Source organism: Microbispora bryophytorum, from assembly GCF_043197435.1.
Taxonomy (GTDB): domain Bacteria; phylum Actinomycetota; class Actinomycetes; order Streptosporangiales; family Streptosporangiaceae; genus Microbispora; species Microbispora bryophytorum.
Genome location: NZ_JBICTF010000002.1, coordinates 270588 through 286839 on the forward strand (window position 1 = coordinate 270588; position 16252 = coordinate 286839).

General features: G+C 70.3%; 20 protein-coding genes. 3 read left to right on the forward strand and 17 right to left on the reverse strand.

Annotated elements, in window-relative coordinates; translation table 11 throughout:
- Positions 1 to 26: 26 nt before the first annotated feature.
- The 8 genes from nuoE to ACGFIB_RS06205 form a co-directional block, all read right to left on the reverse strand.
- Positions 27 to 731: an NADH-quinone oxidoreductase subunit NuoE gene (gene nuoE / locus ACGFIB_RS06170; RefSeq protein ID WP_393370009.1), complete on the reverse strand. Its 705-nt coding sequence runs from the start codon at positions 729 to 731 to the stop codon at positions 27 to 29.
- Positions 732 to 784: 53 nt separating this feature from the next.
- Entirely contained in the window at positions 785 to 2113 is a 1329-nt protein-coding gene (locus tag ACGFIB_RS06175) for an NADH-quinone oxidoreductase subunit D (protein ID WP_142567573.1), read from the reverse strand.
- Positions 2114 to 2162: 49 nt separating this feature from the next.
- On the reverse strand, positions 2163 to 2828 hold the full coding sequence (locus tag ACGFIB_RS06180; RefSeq protein ID WP_142567574.1) for an NADH-quinone oxidoreductase subunit C: 666 nt from the start codon (positions 2826 to 2828) through the stop codon (positions 2163 to 2165).
- The gene (locus tag ACGFIB_RS06185) at positions 2825 to 3376 is read right to left on the reverse strand and encodes a NuoB/complex I 20 kDa subunit family protein (protein WP_142567575.1); all 552 of its coding nucleotides are present in this window, start codon (positions 3374 to 3376) and stop codon (positions 2825 to 2827) included. Before ACGFIB_RS06185 ends, ACGFIB_RS06180 begins: the two co-directional genes overlap by 4 nt.
- 2 nt (positions 3377 to 3378) lie before the next feature.
- A complete protein-coding gene (locus tag ACGFIB_RS06190; RefSeq protein WP_142567576.1) occupies positions 3379 to 3738 on the reverse strand; it encodes an NADH-quinone oxidoreductase subunit A in 360 nt (119 codons plus the stop codon).
- A gap of 2 nt (positions 3739 to 3740) precedes the next feature.
- Positions 3741 to 3923: a hypothetical protein gene (locus ACGFIB_RS06195; protein WP_357241946.1), complete on the reverse strand. Its 183-nt coding sequence runs from the start codon at positions 3921 to 3923 to the stop codon at positions 3741 to 3743.
- Positions 3920 to 5173, reverse strand: a complete 1254-nt coding sequence (locus ACGFIB_RS06200) for a geranylgeranyl reductase family protein (protein ID WP_393368944.1) — start codon at positions 5171 to 5173, stop codon at positions 3920 to 3922. The genes ACGFIB_RS06195 and ACGFIB_RS06200 overlap by 4 nt, the downstream gene beginning before the upstream one ends.
- Before the next feature lie 162 nt (positions 5174 to 5335).
- Entirely contained in the window at positions 5336 to 6058 is a 723-nt protein-coding gene (locus ACGFIB_RS06205; protein ID WP_142567578.1) for a demethylmenaquinone methyltransferase, read from the reverse strand.
- A gap of 101 nt (positions 6059 to 6159) precedes the next feature.
- On the opposite strand from ACGFIB_RS06205, the gene ACGFIB_RS06210 reads away from it, so the two are divergent.
- Complete coding sequence (locus ACGFIB_RS06210; RefSeq protein ID WP_357258890.1) at positions 6160 to 7407, forward strand: hypothetical protein; 1248 nt, start codon at positions 6160 to 6162, stop codon at positions 7405 to 7407.
- Here ACGFIB_RS06210 and ACGFIB_RS06215 read toward each other — a convergent pair.
- On the reverse strand, positions 7404 to 7613 hold the full coding sequence (locus ACGFIB_RS06215; protein WP_142567579.1) for a DUF4229 domain-containing protein: 210 nt from the start codon (positions 7611 to 7613) through the stop codon (positions 7404 to 7406). The two genes, ACGFIB_RS06210 and ACGFIB_RS06215, sit on opposite strands and share 4 nt — an antisense overlap.
- 259 nt (positions 7614 to 7872) lie before the next feature.
- On the opposite strand from ACGFIB_RS06215, the gene ACGFIB_RS06220 reads away from it, so the two are divergent.
- Positions 7873 to 8094: a BldC family transcriptional regulator gene (locus ACGFIB_RS06220; RefSeq protein WP_079315524.1), complete on the forward strand. Its 222-nt coding sequence runs from the start codon at positions 7873 to 7875 to the stop codon at positions 8092 to 8094.
- Between the two features lie 111 nt (positions 8095 to 8205).
- Here ACGFIB_RS06220 and ACGFIB_RS06225 read toward each other — a convergent pair whose 3' ends face one another.
- Complete coding sequence (locus ACGFIB_RS06225) at positions 8206 to 8442, reverse strand: hypothetical protein (protein WP_142567580.1); 237 nt, start codon at positions 8440 to 8442, stop codon at positions 8206 to 8208.
- A gap of 9 nt (positions 8443 to 8451) precedes the next feature.
- A complete protein-coding gene (locus ACGFIB_RS06230; protein WP_393368948.1) occupies positions 8452 to 9159 on the reverse strand; it encodes a hypothetical protein in 708 nt (235 codons plus the stop codon).
- 536 nt (positions 9160 to 9695) lie between these two features.
- Here ACGFIB_RS06230 and ACGFIB_RS06235 point away from each other — a divergent pair.
- Positions 9696 to 10001 (forward strand): PLD nuclease N-terminal domain-containing protein, encoded by a 306-nt coding sequence (locus ACGFIB_RS06235; protein WP_167748073.1) that lies wholly within the window; start codon positions 9696 to 9698, stop codon positions 9999 to 10001.
- 90 nt (positions 10002 to 10091) lie between these two features.
- Here ACGFIB_RS06235 and ccsB read toward each other — a convergent pair whose 3' ends face one another.
- The 6 genes from ccsB to ACGFIB_RS06265 form a co-directional block, all read right to left on the reverse strand.
- Positions 10092 to 11051 carry a c-type cytochrome biogenesis protein CcsB gene (gene ccsB, locus ACGFIB_RS06240; RefSeq protein WP_357241934.1) on the reverse strand — a complete coding sequence of 320 codons (960 nt, stop codon included), beginning with the start codon at positions 11049 to 11051 and terminating at the stop codon, positions 10092 to 10094.
- Positions 11052 to 11054: 3 nt separating this feature from the next.
- The gene (locus ACGFIB_RS06245; RefSeq protein ID WP_393368953.1) at positions 11055 to 12872 is read right to left on the reverse strand and encodes a cytochrome c biogenesis protein ResB; all 1818 of its coding nucleotides are present in this window, start codon (positions 12870 to 12872) and stop codon (positions 11055 to 11057) included.
- Complete coding sequence (locus ACGFIB_RS06250; protein ID WP_142567585.1) at positions 12872 to 13603, reverse strand: cytochrome c biogenesis CcdA family protein; 732 nt, start codon at positions 13601 to 13603, stop codon at positions 12872 to 12874. The genes ACGFIB_RS06245 and ACGFIB_RS06250 overlap by 1 nt, the downstream gene beginning before the upstream one ends.
- A complete protein-coding gene (locus tag ACGFIB_RS06255; RefSeq protein ID WP_308424362.1) occupies positions 13596 to 14228 on the reverse strand; it encodes a TlpA family protein disulfide reductase in 633 nt (210 codons plus the stop codon). The genes ACGFIB_RS06250 and ACGFIB_RS06255 overlap by 8 nt, the downstream gene beginning before the upstream one ends.
- A 76-nt stretch (positions 14229 to 14304) precedes the next feature.
- The gene (locus tag ACGFIB_RS06260; RefSeq protein WP_357258885.1) at positions 14305 to 15045 is read right to left on the reverse strand and encodes a histidine phosphatase family protein; all 741 of its coding nucleotides are present in this window, start codon (positions 15043 to 15045) and stop codon (positions 14305 to 14307) included.
- A gap of 12 nt (positions 15046 to 15057) precedes the next feature.
- Positions 15058 to 16071, reverse strand: a complete 1014-nt coding sequence (locus ACGFIB_RS06265; protein WP_393368957.1) for a LysR family transcriptional regulator — start codon at positions 16069 to 16071, stop codon at positions 15058 to 15060.
- Between the last annotated feature and the right edge of the window lie 181 nt (positions 16072 to 16252).

Here is a 16252-nt window from a genome sequence, read left to right on the forward strand (position 1 = left end):
CACTGCGTCGGGTTCTCTCCGCGTGGTCACTTCTCGCTCCCCTCGGCCTTGGGGGCCTCCCAGCCGTTGGCCTTGGCGACCTTCAGGCCCTCCAGCGACGGGCCAGCGGCCGACGGGCCGTCACCGGCCAGGCCGTCGGGCAGCCCGGCGAGGACACGGGAGGCCTCCTTGAACGTGCACAGCCGGCGCGGGCCCCGGGTGGGCGAGACCTCCGTGCCGGCGCGCAGGTCGTCGACGAGCTGCTTGGCCGACTCCGGGGTCTGGTTGTCGAAGAACTCCCAGTTGACCATCATGACCGGCGCGAAGTCGCAGGCGGCGTTGCACTCCAGCCGCTCCAGCGTGATCTTGCCGTCCGCGGTGGTCTCGTCGTGGCCGACGCCCACATGCTCGGTGAGCTCTTCCCAGATCTGGTCGCCGCCCATGACCGCGCACAGCGTGTTGATGCAGACGCCGACGTTGTACTCGCCGGACGGCTCGCGCTTGTACATGGTGTAGAAGGTCGCCACACCGACGACCTCGGCCTTGGACAGGCCCAGCATCTCGGCGCAGAACTCCTGGCCGGCGTCGGAGATGTAGCCGTCCTCCGACTGCACCAGGTGCAGCAGCGGCAGCAGCGCCGAACGCGGCCGGGGGTAGCGGCCGATGATCTCCTTGGCGTCCGTCGCCAGACGCTCGCGGACCTCGGGCGCGTAACCCGTGCTCATGGTCGCGCTCCCCTCCTCATTCGCCACGCGGGCGGCCTGGGCCCTCGGCCCACCGCTCCGCTCACTCGTCGGCTCGCCGCTCATCGGTCCACACCTCCCATGACCGGGTCGATCGAGGCGACCGCGGCGATGACGTCGGCGACCATGCCGCCCTCGCACGTCGCGGGCACCGCCTGCAGGTTCGTGAACGACGGGTCGCGGAAGTGGACCCGGTAGGGCCGGGTGCCGCCGTCGCTGACCACGTGCGCGCCGAGCTCGCCGCGCGGCGACTCGACCGAGGCGTACGCCTGGCCGGCCGGCACCCGGAAGCCCTCGGTCACCAGCTTGAAGTGGTGGATCAGGGCCTCCATGGAGCTGCCCATGATGTGCGCGATGTGGTCGGGCGAGTTGCCGAGGCCGTCGGGGCCGAGCGCGAGCTGCGACGGCCAGCCGATCTTCTTGTCCTCGATCATCACCGGACCGGTCTTGAGCGGGCCCGACAGCCGGTCGAGCACCTGCTCGATGATCTTGAGCGACTCCTCCATCTCGTCCATCCGGACGAGATAGCGGCCGTACACGTCGCAGGTGTTCTGCGTCGGCACCTCGAACTCGTACGTCTCGTAGCCGCAGTAGGGCTGCGACTTGCGCAGGTCCCACGGCAGGCCGGCGGCGCGCAGCATGGGCCCGGTGACCCCCAGCGCCATGCAGCCGGTCAGGTCGAGGTAGGCGACGTCCTTGGTGCGCCGGGTGTAGACCGGGTTCGCGTCGAGGAGCTTGCGCATCTCCTTGATCCGGTCCGGCATGACCTTGAGGAATTCACCGATCTTGTCGACCGCGCCGGCCGGCAGGTCGACGCTGACGCCGCCCGGCCGGACGTACGCCATGTTCATCCGCAGGCCGGTGATGTACTCCATGATGTCGAGCACCATCTCGCGCTCGCGGAAGCCGAACAGCATCGGCGTCGTCGCGCCCAGCTCCAGGCCGAACGTCGCGATCGCGACGAGGTGCGAGGAGATCCGGGTGAGCTCCATCGTCAGGACCCGGATGGCCTGCGCCCGGTCCGGGATCCGGTCGGTGATCCCGAGAAGCTTCTCGACCCCCATGCAGTAGGCGGTCTCGTTGAAGATCGGCGCGAGATAGTCCATGCGGGTGACGAACGTGACCCCCTGGGTCCACGTCCGGAACTCCATGTTCTTCTCGATGCCGGTGTGCAGGTAGCCGATCACCGTGCGGGCGTCGGTCACGGTCTCGCCGTCGAGGGTCAGCACGAGCCGGAGCACGCCGTGGGTCGACGGGTGCTGCGGGCCCATGTTGACGACCAGGCGCTCGTCGGACGACTCGCTGACGGTCTTGACCAGCTCGTCCCAGTCCTGACCGGCGACGTCGTAGATCCGGCCCTGGGTCTCGGTGGCGGTCTCGGTGGTGCTCACGACGTTCTCCTCGCTGCGCTCGTCCACTCGTGCAGGTCGCCGCTGATGCTCACGAGTACGACCTCCTCCGGTCCGGCGCGGGGACCTCGGCGCCGCGGTACTCGACCGGGATTCCGCCGAGCGGGTAGTCCTTGCGCTGCGGGTGCCCCTCCCAGTCGTCCGGCATCTCGATCCTGGTCAGCGCCGGGTGGCCGTCGAAGACGATTCCGAAGAAGTCGTACGTCTCGCGCTCATGCCAGTCGTGCGTGGGGTAGACCTGAACCGTGGAGGGGATGTGCGGGTCGGCGTCGGGGCAGGAGACCTCCACCCGGATGCGCCGGTTGTGCGTGATGGAGCACAGGTGGTAGACGGCGTGCAGCTCCGCGCCGGTCTCCTCGGGGTAGTGGACGCCCGAGACGCCGAGCGACAGCTCGAAGCGCAGCGCGGCGTCGTCACGCAGGTGCCGCATCACCTCGGCCAGCCGCTCGCGCCGCACGTGGAAGGTGGCCTCGCCGCGGTCGACGACCACGCGCTCGATGGCGTCGGCGAACGTCGGCTCCAGCGCGTCGGCCACCTCGTCGAAGTACGACCCGTACGGCCGGCTGCTGAACAGCTTGGGCGGGCGGCGGACGACCAGGCGGTTGTAGCCGGAGGTGTCGCCGCTGTCCTTGACGCCGAACATGCCCTTGCGGGCGACGGGCTCCTCGGGCAGCCCGGGCAGGTTCTCGGTGGTCACTTCCCGGCTCCCTGGTCGATCAGCGGCAGCGTGCGCATCGCGCGGAGCTCCAGCTCTTCGATCTGCTTCTCACGGTGCGCGCCGAACTTCATGTTCTGAATCTTGTCGTGCAGCTTCACGATGGCGTCGATCAGCATCTCCGGGCGCGGCGGGCAGCCGGGCAGGTAGATGTCGACCGGCACCACGTGGTCCACGCCCTGCACGATGGCGTAGTTGTTGAACATGCCACCGCTGGACGCGCACACGCCCATCGCGATGACCCACTTGGGCTCGGCCATCTGGTCGTAGATCTGGCGGAGGACGGGCGCCATCTTCTGCGACAGCCGGCCGGCCACGATCATCAGGTCCGCCTGCCGCGGCGAGGCGGAGGCGCGCTCCATGCCGAAGCGGGCCAGGTCGTGCTTCGGGCCGCCGGTGGCCATCAGCTCGATGGCGCAGCAGGCGAGACCGAAGGTCGCCGGCCAGACGGAGTTCTTCCGGGCCCAGCCGGCCACCTGCTCGACGGTGGTGAGGACGAACCCGCTCGGGAGTTTCTCTTCAAGACCCATGGCTAATCCCAATCGAGGCCGCGACGCCGCCAGACATAGGCGTACGCCACGAGAACGGTGACGATGAACAGCACCATCTCGACGAGCCCGAACACGCCGAGTCTGTCGAAGGCCACCGCCCACGGATAGAGGAAGATGATCTCAATGTCGAACACGATGAACAGCATCGCTGTGATCATGTACTTCAGCGGGAAGCGCCCGCCGCCGACCGGCTGCGGAGTGGGCTCGATGCCGCACTCGTAGGCGTCCAGTTTCGCGCGGTTCCAGCGCTTCGGCCCGGTGAAGGGCGCGATGCTCACGGAGAACACGGCGAATCCCGCCGCGAGGACCGCGAGCACCACGATCGGCACATACAGCTCCATGGCTACATGTCCTCGCTAACTCGGTGAATTTGGGCGATCACGAGAATGCCGGAGAACGCGGCCGGTCGGGCGGCCGCCGCCTGTGGCGCCGTCTGCGGGGCCGGCGGCGAGGTGCGCGTCGTCTCGCGGGCTTCGGTCATGCGGGTTCGCGTCATGCGGGTTCGCGTCATGCTGGCTTCGGTCATGATGGCGGAGCCACCTTCGACAGGGCGTTGATTATGCGGTCGGGGACGTCGCCCCGACGATCTGTGAGATTAGCGAGCAGCTTGAAGGCGAATCTCATCAGGGTGGGATGGGGCATCCCGTGCCGGGTCGCGAAGCTCATCACTCCCGGCCTCCCGATCGCCTCGACGAACAGGCGACCGAGGGTGAAGTATCCCCCATGCGCGTCTTTGAGGATACGCGGGTAGGCGAGTAACACGCGCTCACGCTGGGCGGCCGTCGAGCGGGACAGCGCCTGGACGATCACTTCGGCCGCCGTCCTGCCGGTCTCCATGGCGTACGCGATGCCCTCGCCGTTGAACGGGTTGATCGACCCGCCCGCGTCGCCCACGAGAACCAGCCCGCGGGTGTAGTGCGGCTGCCGGTTGAAGCCCATCGGCAGCGCGGCGCCCCTGATCGGGCCCGTCATGTTCTCGTCGGTGAAGCCCCACTCCGCCGGCGTGTTCTTCATCCAGCGCCGCAGCAGGTCGCGGTAGTCGATGCTCTTGAACGCATCGCTGGTGTTCAACAGCCCGAGGCCGACGTTGGAGGTGCCGTCGCCGACGGGGAAGATCCAGCCGTAGCCGGGGAGCAGGCGGTCGCCGTCCCACAGCTCGAGCCACGTCTCCAGGTAGTCGTCGTCGTGCCGGGGGCTCTTGTAGTAGGTGCGCACCGCCACGCCCATCGGGCGGTCCTCGCGCTTGTGCAGGCCCAGCGCGAGCGACAGCCGGGTCGAGTTGCCGTCGGCCGCCACCACGAGCCGCGAGCGGTAGGTCACCTCCTCGCCGTCCGCCTTGGCGGTCACGCCCACGACGTGGCCGCTGCGCTCGTCGAGCACCGGGCCTGTAACGTTCACGCCCTCGCGCAGCCGGGCGCCCGCGCGCTCGGCGTGCCTGGCGAGGATCTGGTCGAAGTCGGCGCGGGTGCGCACGAGGCCGAAGTCGGGGTAGCTCGACAGCTCCGGCCAGTCGAGTTCGAGGCTCACGCCGCCGCCGTAGACGCGGAGTCCCTTGTTCCTGACCCAGCCGGGCGCGTCGACGTCGACGCCCATGGCGACGAGTTCCTTCACCGCACGCGGGGTCAGCCCGTCACCGCAGACCTTCTCACGTGGGAAGCGCGTCTTCTCCAGCAGCAGCACGTCGAGACCGGCGCGGGCGAGGTGGAAGGCCGTCGTCGCGCCCGCGGGCCCCGCACCGACGACGATGACGTCGGTGTCGACCTCTCTCCGCGTCACGCGGGCTTGCTCGCTCACGGGGGACCTGTCCGTTCCAGGGAAGGAAGGCCTCGAATTGGTTTAGACCTTCGTGCCTTTGTGAACAACTTCACAAACTGTCGCGCCGCAGTCTAACCCCTATCCGGCACACAGTGTCAGAGGGGTATGGCCAAGTACGTCTCATTACGCTTTGACCCCCCGGTGCAGGGCCACGATGCCGAGCGTGAGGTTGCGCCAGGCCACCTTCCGCCAGCCGGCCTCCTGGATGATCCCCGCCAGCGCCTCCTGGTCGGGCCAGGCCCGGATCGACTCGGCGAGGTACTCATAGGAGTCGGGGTTCGAGCTGACCATCCGGGCCACCGGCGGCAGCAGCTTCATCAGGTACTGCGAGTAGACGAGGTCGAACGACTTCGGCGTCGGCCGGGAGAACTCGCAGATCACCAGCCTCCCGCCCGGACGGGTCACCCGCAGCAACTCGCGCAGCGCGTGCCCGGTGTCGGCCACGTTGCGCAGGCCGAAGGAGATCGTCACCGCGTCGAACGTCCCGTCGCGGAACGGCAGGCGCAGCGCGTCGCCCGCGACGAACGTCACGCCGCGCACGCCCCCGCCGTACAGGCCGGAGCCGCCGCGCCGCTCGACGCCGGTGCGGAGCATGCCGAGTGAGAAGTCGCACGCGATCGCCCGCGCCCCGAGCGCGGTGAACGTGTCGGTCGAGGTGCCGGTGCCCGCCGCGAGGTCGAGGACCAGCTCGCCGGGCCCCGCGTCGATCGCCGCCGCGGTCGCCTTCCGCCACAGGCGGTCCTGGCCGAGCGAGAGAACGTCGTTGACAAGGTCGTAGCGCCGGGCCGTGCGATCGAACATCGCGGCGACCTCGTGCGGCTGCTTGTCCAGCGATGCGCGCGTCATGCACGCAAGCCTAGGCCGCGACGGGCATGCCCCCTCATCGCCGCCACCGGATGAGCGGAACGTAGTTCATCGATTACGCTGCGTCTGCTAGAAATTGGGGAATGCGCGTCACCACCGCACTACTCCCAGTCGCATCGCTCGTCACATACGCCGCCCTCGTCCCCGTCGTCCCGGCGTCCGCCGGGATGGCGCAGCCCCGCGTGGTCTCGGAGAACCCGGTGAACACCACTCCGCACGTGCTGGACGGCATCGTCACCGCGTTCGCGCTGGTCGGCCGCACCGTCATCGTGGGCGGAGAGTTCAGCGCGGTCCGCGAGGCCCGGGGCGGGGAGGACCTGCCGCGGGCGAACATCTTCGCCTTCGACCTCCACACCGGGCGCGTCCTGCGCGACTTCGCGCCGGACCTCGACGGGCCGGTGGCCGCGCTGGCCGCCGGTCCCGGCGGCACGGTCTACGTGGGCGGTGCCTTCGGCGCTCCCTATCGGGGCCTGGCCCGCCTCCGCGTGTCCGACGGCGCTCCCGTCGACGATTTCTCCGCCCCCGTCTACGGCGGGGAGGTCACCAGCCTGGTCGCGCTGGGCCCCACGCTCTACGTCGGCGGCGACTTCAGCAGGATCGGCCGCAGCCCGCGCACCGCACTGGCCCGCGTGGACGCCGAGACCGGGGCGGTGGACCCCCGGTTCACGGTCGCTCCCGGCGACGGGCGGCGTGGCGATCCCCGGATCTACGCGATGGCGGCCGTCCGCGACCGCTTAGTCGTGGACGGCTCGTTCTCCACCCTCGACGGCCTGCGCCGCCCGCAGCTCGGCGTGATCGACCTGACCACCGGGCGGGTGGCCGACTGGCGCACCGAGGCGTACGCCCCGGCGTGCAAGCCGAACTTCCCGTCGTACGTGCGGGGGCTCGACCTGTCCCCGGACGGTCGTTACTTCGTGGTCGTCACGACCGGCGGGCCGGTAGGGGGCGCTTCGAAGCTGTGCGACTCCGCCGCCAGGTTCGAGACGTACGCGAAGGGCGAGGCGGTCCGGCCCACCTGGGTGAACCGGACAGGAGGGGACTCCCTGTACGCGGTCGCGGTCACGGGGTCCGCCGTTTACGTGGGCGGACACCAGCGCTGGCTGGACAACCCGCGGGGCGCCGACACGGCCGGCTCAGGAGCGGTCAGCCGGCCCGGCATCGGGGCGATCGACCCGGTCACGGGCAGGGCGCTGCGCTGGAACCCGACGCGGGAAAGGGGTATCGGGGTAAAGGCCTTCCTGACCGTAAAGACAGGTCTTTTGGTGGGAAGCGACACGACGGAGCTCGGGCATGAGTACCATGCCCGCGTCGGCATGTTCCCGGCGACCTAGTTCTTCCCCGTCTCACGCCGTTTCCCGGCGATGCGCTCGCTCACCGCGTCGCGCTGTTTGGTCAGCAGCACATAGCTGGCCAGACCGCTGACCAGGACCGCGAGCAGGAGCAGCGGGAGCGACCGCAGGCCGACGAGATACAGGACTCCGAGGGCCACGGCGAACAGGCCGAGGCGCGAAAGGGTGTAAACGACAACCGGATGCACAGCGTCGAGGTTACGTCACTCTTCCGACGCGCCGGTCTCTCTTCGCATCTGCTGCGAGCACTGCTAGTGTTCACAACAAGGCGCTTTTGTAAAGAAACACCCATGAGCGCCCCAAAGAGGCTCTATCATATAACAATCGGGCACTGAGCCGGTAACAACCCGTGATCTTCTCCGAAAACCACGGATAAATCAGGCTTCGCTCGGCACACTGGTTACCTGTCCGCCCGCTGCAGGACGCGGGACGCGAGGGGGAGAGATTGTGGAGAGTAGCAGCGAGCGACTGCTGACTCCTGGAGAGGTTGCCGCTCTCTTCAGGGTAGACCCGAAGACCGTGACCCGTTGGGCCGCGGCCGGGCGTATCAGCAGCATCCGTACCCCCGGGGGGCACAGGCGATTCCGTGAATCGGAAGTGCACGCCCTCCTTCGTGGTGAGGACGTCCTCACGGCCGAACGGCCGAACGGCGACTCCCCGCGAGTCTGACGAGTACCAGCACCAGGTGATCCTGCGCGCTACCCGGACGTCGCAGGGTCACCGAAGTCAGCACCATGTCATGTCTGCGTCCCGGCCTGTCCTGCTCCCTTGCCGGGTACGTCAGTCCTGCTCCGCCTTGAAGGCCAAGAACGCCTGCTCCAGCGCATCGTCGCCCTCACGCCAGCGGCGCCGCCGCTCGGCGTCCTCCTCCTCGGTGATCGACTCCGCCAGCCAGCGTTCGTAGTCCGGCTCGCCGGGCGCGACCTCCACGTACGCGTTGCCGATGATGCGCCCGTCGTCGGTGGTGAGTGACCTGGGCACGCGCAGCGTGCCGTCGCCGAGCCGGATCACGTACATCCGAATCACCTAGATTCCGTAACGCCGGTTGAAGAAGAGCATGACGTTGAGGGCCGCCCGCGTGTCGCCGCCCAGCATGTCGACCAGGGCCGGACGCTGCCGGGATGCGATCGCCGCGAACGCGTCGGCGAAGAACTCCTTGCACCCCAGGCCGCCGGGCTGCCGGTGAAACGACGACGCGAACAGCGGCAGGCACTCCTCGTAGAGCGCCGCGAACTCGGGAGAGTCCGAGACCCACTCTCCCGGACCGGCGTCCACGTCGTCCAGCGCGTGTCCGACTTCGTGCATCATCACGTCCGGCGTGGGCGACGGCCGGTCCCCCACCACGATCTTGCGGTCGCCGTACGCGCCGGCGCAGATGTCCCAGGTGGCCCGTCCCGACGGCAGCGGCGCCCCGCGCAGATAGCCCATGTCGTCCAGGTCGGGCACCCCGCCGCGCCCGACGTAGACGCCTTCGAGCCCGATGGCGAGCTTGGTCTTGAGCTGGTCGGGCAGGCTCGCCAGGCTGTCCACGGCCCGTACGGCGTCGGCGGAGGGCGGCCCCTCGGCGGCGTCCCACTCGCGGTGGAGGATGCGCTCCAGCGGCCCGCAGTGCCGTCTGCCGTCCCGCAGGTCGGGCGCGTCGGGAGGGTGGGGCGCGGCTCGCGTCGAGAGGTCGTCGAGCTCGAAGTCCTGCCAGGTGTAGTGCGGCCGGTCGTCCGCCACAGGCGCCGTCACGGCGTGGACCCGGTCCACCGGCTGCTCCGGCGGCCATCCGGGCCAGTCGGCGCCCCACCGCGTATCCCGCTGTCGCGTATCCCACTGTCGCGGGTCCCGTTGTCGCGCGTCCCACTGTCGCGCATCCCGCTGTCGTGCGTCCCACTGGGCGCGACGGCCCTGCTGCCGTTCCGCGGGCCGATCCGCGGGCCATTCGGTGGGCCATTCCGTGGGCCGGTCCTGTGTCCGCTCCGCCGTGCGGTCGGCGCCCCGATCAGCGGCCCGGTCAGCGGCCCGGTCGGAAGCACGGTCGACGGCACGATCGGGAGGGCGTTCGGGGAGATCGTTGCGGCGGGGGGAGGACCAGTTGGGCCCTCGCTGCCACCACCGCGACCCCCGCCGATGGCGGCCCCTGTCGCCCGGCTCCGCCATCGCACCCCTCAGTCAGGCTCAGCGTTCCCGGCATGCCGTGTACCGGTCCACCGTACGATGCCGGGCTGTCCCCGTCACCCCGAAGGCCGACACCATCAGTCGCCGGTATGGCTTACCGTGTGGGCATGCCTAGCGTGATTATCGGTCTGGCGCTGCTTGCCCTCTGGCTCTACTGCCTGTTCGACGTGATCACGACCCCCGAGGAGGACGTGCGCAACCTCCCCAAGTTCATGTGGGTCCTCATCGTGATCTTCCTGGCGGACGTGGGCGCACTGACCTGGCTCCTCGTGGGTCGGCCCCGTGCCCGGTACGCGATGTACGCGGCGGGTGGCGGCGGCTCGTGGACCCAGAGCGCCGACGTGCCCCGCGGCCCCGACGACGACCCCGAGTTCCTGCGCAGCCTGGAGCGGCGCCTGCACGACGAGGACTGATCCTCCCCCAGACGCCGCCCGTCCCTCAGGCGCGCTCTCCCCGGGCGCCCTCTCCCTCAGACGCCGCCCGCCCCCCGGGCGCCGACCGTCTTACTGGGGCACGTCGGCGTAGGAGTGCAGTCCCGAGAAGAAGATGTTGACGCCGATGAGGTTGAACAGCAGGCAGCCGAAGGCGATCAGCGAAACGATCATCGCGGCCTTGCCGCGCCACCCGGCCGTCGCCCGGGCGTGGAGGTAGGCGGCGTAGACCACCCACGTGACGAACGCCCACACCTCCTTGGGGTCCCAGCCCCAGTAGCGGCCCCACGCGCGGTCGGCCCACAGGGCGCCGGCGATGACGGCGAAGGTCCAGATCGGGAAGGCGATGACGATCGCGCGGTGTGCGACGCGCTCCAGGCCCTCCCTGCTCGGCAGCACCGACGGCCGCCCGTCCCTGCGGATCAGGTAGAGGATCGCGCAGACGCCCGCCAGGATGAACAGCCCGCTGGCCACGATCGCCGCCGTGACGTGGATCGCGATCCAGTACGAGTGCAGCGCGGGCATCACCGGGCCCGCCTGGACGTGCAGGAACAGCACGGCGAAGCCCAGCCCGAGCGCCGCGGTCACGGTCACGAACGCGCCGAGGAAGCGGATCGGCTGGCGGATCAGCAGCGCGAGGAACGCGGTGACGGCGGCGAAGCAGATGGCCACCACGAACTCGTACATGTTGGCCCACGGCCACCGGTCGACGGCGATGCCACGGGTGAGGATGCCGCCGAGGTTGCCGGCCCACGCGATCCAGGTGAGGACCACGCCGATCGTGCCCGCCCGGACCGCCCACGTGGCCGGCTGCGGGCCGGAATCCTCCGCGGCGTCCCCGGTCGTGTCCTCCGGCGCCGCGGGACCGCCCGCGCCGACCAGCTGCCGCCGGCGCACGGCCACGACCGTGCGGGCCCGGCCGAAGGCGAGATCCAGCGCGTAGCAGATCATCGCGACGAGATACAGCAGGACGGTGGCCAGGATGAGCTGGTCGCTCAGCGTGGCGAGACTCTCATTGACCTCGGCGGGCATCACTCACTCCTCGTCCGGGCGGGCGCCCGGAGCAGCGTTTCCGGTGGGCGCGTCCGGCGCGACGTGCCCGGTGATCCCGGACTCGTCCGGCTCCCCGCCCCGATCGCCGTCCTGGTCACCCGCGGGCGGATCACCCGGGGACCGGTCGTCCGCGGGCGGCTCATCCGGGGACGGGTCGTCGCCGGGCGGCGTGTCAGCGAGCGGCGGGCCGGCGGACGGTGTGTCAGCGGACGGTGTGTCAGCGGACGGGTTGCCGCGCAGGGCGGTGACGATCTGGGCGAACTCCTCGGCGAAGGCCGCGCCACCGCCTTCGGAGCGGGTCAATCCTCCCACCGTGGCCCTCCCGTCCTTCACCCGCACCCAGACGCGGCGGCGGCGGACCGTGAGGGACAGCACGAGCCCGATCACCGCGGCGGCCGCCGCCAGGAGGGCGGGTTCCCGGCCCGGGTCGTAGGTGATCTGGAGGCTGATCCACTCCTTGACGCCGGTGAACTGGATCTTCCCCGCGCCGTCGGCGAGTTCCTTGGTGTCGCCCACGTTCAGCGGGGTCGGCTGGGCCGACATCTTGCCGAGCGGCTTCAGGTCGGAGGTGTCGAGCTGGTACACCGACTGCGGCTGCCCCGACTTCAGACCGAGGTCGCCGGCGAACGGGAAGACCTGCACGGTCGGGTTCGCGGCCCCCGGGAAGATCGACACCCAGGCGTCGCCGTTCGGCACGGTCGTGGGCAGGAAGCGCGCCAGGAACCCGAGCTGGGTGGGCTGGGCGTCGGGCACCTTGATCACGCACTCGGACGTGTATGTGGCCTGGTCGTCGGCCAGGCACGGCACCGGGCCGTCGTAGGCCACCTGGCCCTTGCCGTCGGTCACCCGGAACGTGGGGGCGTAGCCGTGCCCGATCAGGTAGGTCAGCGTGCCGTTCACGTCCAGCGGGTCGTTGACCTTGAGGTCGACCTCGCGCGGTGCGGCCGTCGGCGCGTCCTGCACGGTCAGCTTGGCGAGATAGTCGAGGGGCTGGCCCTGCTTCTCCCCCGCGGCCACGTAGCTCGCCTGGAAGTCCTTGAGGGTGAAGGAGAACGGCTCAAGCGACTCGGCGGTGACCCGGCTGCCGGGCATGAAGCGGTCGTAGGCGGCCACGGCGTTGGAGAAGCCGTCGCCCTCCACCACCAGCACGTTGCCGCGGTAGCCGAACAGGCCTCCGGCGCCGACGGCGAACAGCAGCACGAGCAGCGCGACGTGGAACAGGAGGTTGCCCGTCTCACGCAGGTAGCCCTTCTCGGCCGACACCCAGCCGTCGCCGGTGACCACCCGGAACCGCCTGCGCCTGAGCGCGGCGGCGGCCTGCTCCAGCGTGAGCCCGCCCTCGAGCGTCTCACTGTGCGGCAGGCGCAGGAGGTTGCGCGGCGCGGCGGGCGGGCGGCGCCGGATCTCCTTGATGTGCGACAGCGCACGCGGGAACACGCACCCGGCCAGCGAGATGAACAGCAACAGGTAGATCGCGGCGAACCAGGGGGAGCTGAAGACGTCGAACAGCCAGAACCGGTCGAGCCACTTCGCCTGGGCCGGGTTGTCCTTGAAATACTGCGCGACCCTGCCCGGATCGACGCTCCGCTGCGGGTAGATGGACCCGGGGACCGAGCCGAGCGCGAACAGGAACAGCAGGATCAGGGCCGTGCGCATCGAGGTGAGCGTGCGCCAGGTCCAGCGCATCCAGCCGGCCGGGCCCAGCCCGACCGGCTTCGTCCGCTCCTGCGCCTGCCGCTCGGTCTCTTCCTGCGCCGGCTCGTCCCGTACTGCGGAGGCGAGGTCGTCGGGGGGGCTCATCAGATCACCGGCCTGAAGCCGCCGACCCACACCTGCAGGTGGACGATGATCTGCGACCACTGCCCGGTCACGAGCAGCACTCCGACGGCCACGAGCATCGCCCCGCCGACCTTGGTGATCAGCGGGGTGTGGCGGCGCACCGCCTTGAACGTGCGGAGCGCCTTGCGGTAGGCCAGCCCCGCCAGCACGAACGGCAGGCCGAGGCCCAGCGCGTACGCGAAGGCGAGGGCGGCGCCGCGCAGCGCGCTGCCCTGGTTCACCGAGAGCGTCATCACCACCGCCAGCGTCGGGCCGATGCACGGCGTCCAGCCGAGGCCGAAGACGACCCCGAGCAGCGGCGCCGTCGCGATCCCCGCCGAGGGAAGCCGATGGATGCGCACGTCACGCTGGAGGCCGGGGAGGATCCCCACGAAGGCCAGCCCGAGCACGATCGTCACCACGCCGAGGACCTTGGTGATCACGTCGGCGTTGCCGTGCAGCGCGGCGCCGAGGCCGCCGAACAGCGCACCCCCCAGCACGAACACGGCCGCGAACCCGAGCACGAACAGCGCGCTACCGAGCACCATCCGGCCCCGCTTCGGGTCGCCGCTCATGCCCGTGACGTACGACAGGTAGCCGGGGACCAGCGGCAGCACGCACGGCGAGACGAACGACACGAGCCCGGCGACCGCCGCGATCGGCGCGGCCAGCAGCAGCGACCCGGTCGCGACGGTGCTGCCGAGGTCATTCATCGCTGACCTTGGTGACGGCCGACAGCAGGTCGTCGTACTTGACCGCGCCGAGCGCGCGGGCGGCGATGCGGCCCTGGGCGTCGATGATCAGCGTGGAGGGGATGGCGGCGGGCGGCACCGTGCCCTGGAACTGCAGCAGCACCTTGCCGCTCTGGTCGTAGATGCTCGGGTAGCCGGGCTTGACCGCGCGGTCGTAGGCCTGCGCGGACGCCTCCAGGTCCTTGAAGTTGACGCCGAGGAACTCCACGCCCTTGGACTTGGTGGTCGCCGCGATGTCCTTGAGCGTGGGCGCCTCCGCCCGGCAGGGCGCGCACCAGGAGGCCCAGAAGTTCAGCACGTGGACCTTGCCCGCGGTCAGCGAGGCCGCGCCGCCGTCGAGGGTCTGCCCCTCGATCACGGGGGCCTTGTGACGCTGCGCGGCGGCGAAGAACTCGACACGGCCGTCCCCCGCGACGAAGCGCGTGTCGCCGGAGCGGGGCTGGGCCGCCTGGCCGCCGGCGCAGCCGGCGAGGACCGTCGCGGCCGCGGCCGCGACGACGAGCGCGGTCAGGCGCTTGGCGGTGGCGCGGGCGGCGGTGGCGCGGTTGGCGGTCACGCGGTAGGCGGACGGGCGCTTGGCGGACACGGGAGGAGAATCTCCTTGTACTACAACCGGTAGAGCTGTAAGCCTACCGACCGGTGCGGGTGGCCCGTTCGCCGGGTCACACGCCGGGGACGGATCGCGAGCCCGGCGTCTCCTCGTCCTCCGAGCCCGCCCGGAGGACCTCCGGGAGCGCCTCGTCGGCCTTGTCGAACAGCGCGGCCTCGCCCTGCGGCGGCGTACCGGCTCTGAGCAGCGCTCCCGCGGGCTCGCTGTAGCCGACGCTGATGAGCCGATCCCCTTCGAAGGTCAAACTGGTGAGGCTGGCGAGCGCGCACTGGCGGCGGCGCGGGTCGTGCCACAGCCGCCTGCCCTCGGCCGCCAGCCGGATGATCCAGATGGGCAACTGGTGGCTGACGAGCAGTGCCTCGTGGCCGCGCGCCGCCGTCCGCGCGTCGTCCACGACCGCCTTCATGCGCGCCACGACCTCGGTGTACGGCTCGCCCCACGACGGACGGAACGGGTTCCTGAAGTGGCGGTAGGAGCGGGGGTCGCGGAAGACGTTGTCGCTCCCGGCCATCCGCAGGCCCTCGAAGACGTTGCCCGCCTCGATCAGCCGCTCGTCGGTCGCCGCCTCCAGGCCCAGAGCCAGGGCGGCCGGGGCCGCGGTCTCCTGGGCGCGCTCCATCGGCGAGCTCCACAGCGCGACGATGTCCCTGCCCTCGACGGCCTTGGCGACCAGCTCGGCCATCCGGCGGCCGGTCTCGGACAGGTGGTAGCCCGGCAGCCTGCCGTACAGGACCCCACGGGGATTGTGAACTTCACCGTGCCGGAGCAGGTGAACGATGGTCATCTCTGTCATGACCTGGACAGCCTACCCGCCGAGCGGCTCTGAGCACGCGGGGCGCAGCGCGTCGGGGGCAGAGCGCAATGCGTCGGGGGCAGAGCGCAGCGCGTCGGGGGCAGCGCGCAGCGCGTCGGGGGCAGCGCGCAGCGCGTCGGTGGCAGAACGCAGCGCGTCGGTGGCGGCGCGGATCGCGGGGCGGCGGGCGGCGTCTGTCCGCCAGACCGCGTAGATCCGCCGTACGGGCGGCGGCTGGACGGGCAGGACGGCGACGCCCTCGGGCAGCGGTCCCCGGCCCAGCCGGGGGATGAGCGCGCAGCCGTGGCCCTCGGCGACCAGCGCGAGGTGGGTGGGGTACTCGTCGGCCATGCACACGATCCGCGGCTCCCGCTCCTCGGAACGGAACAGGAACACCAGGAAGTCGTGACACACCGTGCCGGGGGTCGAGCTGATCCAGTCGTCGCCGGCGAGGTCGCTCAGCCGCACCCGCTCGGCGTTCACCAGGGGGTGGTCGGCCGGCACGACGACGTCGGCCACGTCGTCGAGCAGCGTCGTGCGCGACAACCCTTCGGGCAGCGCCATCGGCCGGTTGAGCCAGTCCTGCAGCACGGCGAGGTCGAGGTCTCCGCGTACCAGCTCGCGGATCTGCCGCTCCGGCTCCCTCTCGTAAAGCAGCAGGTCGAGATCGGGATGCTGTCTCTTGAGCAAGGTCAGGGCGCGCGGCACGATGCCCCGGGCCGCGGTGGGGAAGGCGGCCATACTCAGCTTGCCGACCACTTCCCCGCGCAGCGCCTCGAAGTCGGCCTCCGCCGTCTCCACGAGCGCGAGGATGCGCTCGGCGTGCTCGGCGAGCAGCCCGGCGGCATCGGTCAGCTTGACGCCGCGCCCGTTGCGCTCGATCAGGACGGCGCCGGTCTCCCGTTCGAGCTTGGCGAGCTGCTGAGAGATCGCGGAAGGGGTGACCATCAGCGCCTCGGCCGCCGCGCCCACGGAGCCGTAGACCGACACGGCGTGCAGAGCCTTCAACCGGTTCAGGTCCAACATGTAGCCAGTCTAAACCGTTCTCCTTAGAAAAAGTTGTTTGTGCTCAACTGTTTAGTGATGCGACTATATAGGCATGCGAATCTTCAACAAGGTCTTCACAAAGCCCTTACGTTCCGAGCAGACCTCCTATCTGGAGACTCTGGCGAGGCAGGCCAGGCAGACCCGCGAACGCCGTCCCTCG

Coding starts and splice junctions, on each gene's coding strand:
- ACGFIB_RS06185 (WP_142567575.1), bottom strand. CDS start 3,376: ATGGGTCTTGAAGAGAAACTCCCGAGCGGGTTCGTCCTCACCACCGTC.
- ACGFIB_RS06190 (WP_142567576.1), bottom strand. CDS start 3,738: ATGGAGCTGTATGTGCCGATCGTGGTGCTCGCGGTCCTCGCGGCGGGA.
- ACGFIB_RS06195 (WP_357241946.1), bottom strand. CDS start 3,923: ATGACCGAAGCCAGCATGACGCGAACCCGCATGACGCGAACCCGCATG.
- ACGFIB_RS06205 (WP_142567578.1), bottom strand. CDS start 6,058: ATGACGCGCGCATCGCTGGACAAGCAGCCGCACGAGGTCGCCGCGATG.
- ACGFIB_RS06210 (WP_357258890.1), top strand. CDS start 6,160: ATGCGCGTCACCACCGCACTACTCCCAGTCGCATCGCTCGTCACATAC.
- ACGFIB_RS06225 (WP_142567580.1), bottom strand. CDS start 8,442: ATGTACGTGATCCGGCTCGGCGACGGCACGCTGCGCGTGCCCAGGTCA.
- ACGFIB_RS06235 (WP_167748073.1), top strand. CDS start 9,696: ATGCCTAGCGTGATTATCGGTCTGGCGCTGCTTGCCCTCTGGCTCTAC.
- ccsB (WP_357241934.1), bottom strand. CDS start 11,051: ATGCCCGCCGAGGTCAATGAGAGTCTCGCCACGCTGAGCGACCAGCTC.
- ACGFIB_RS06245 (WP_393368953.1), bottom strand. CDS start 12,872: ATGAGCCCCCCCGACGACCTCGCCTCCGCAGTACGGGACGAGCCGGCG.
- ACGFIB_RS06250 (WP_142567585.1), bottom strand. CDS start 13,603: ATGAATGACCTCGGCAGCACCGTCGCGACCGGGTCGCTGCTGCTGGCC.
- ACGFIB_RS06260 (WP_357258885.1), bottom strand. CDS start 15,045: ATGACAGAGATGACCATCGTTCACCTGCTCCGGCACGGTGAAGTTCAC.
- ACGFIB_RS06265 (WP_393368957.1), bottom strand. CDS start 16,071: ATGTTGGACCTGAACCGGTTGAAGGCTCTGCACGCCGTGTCGGTCTAC.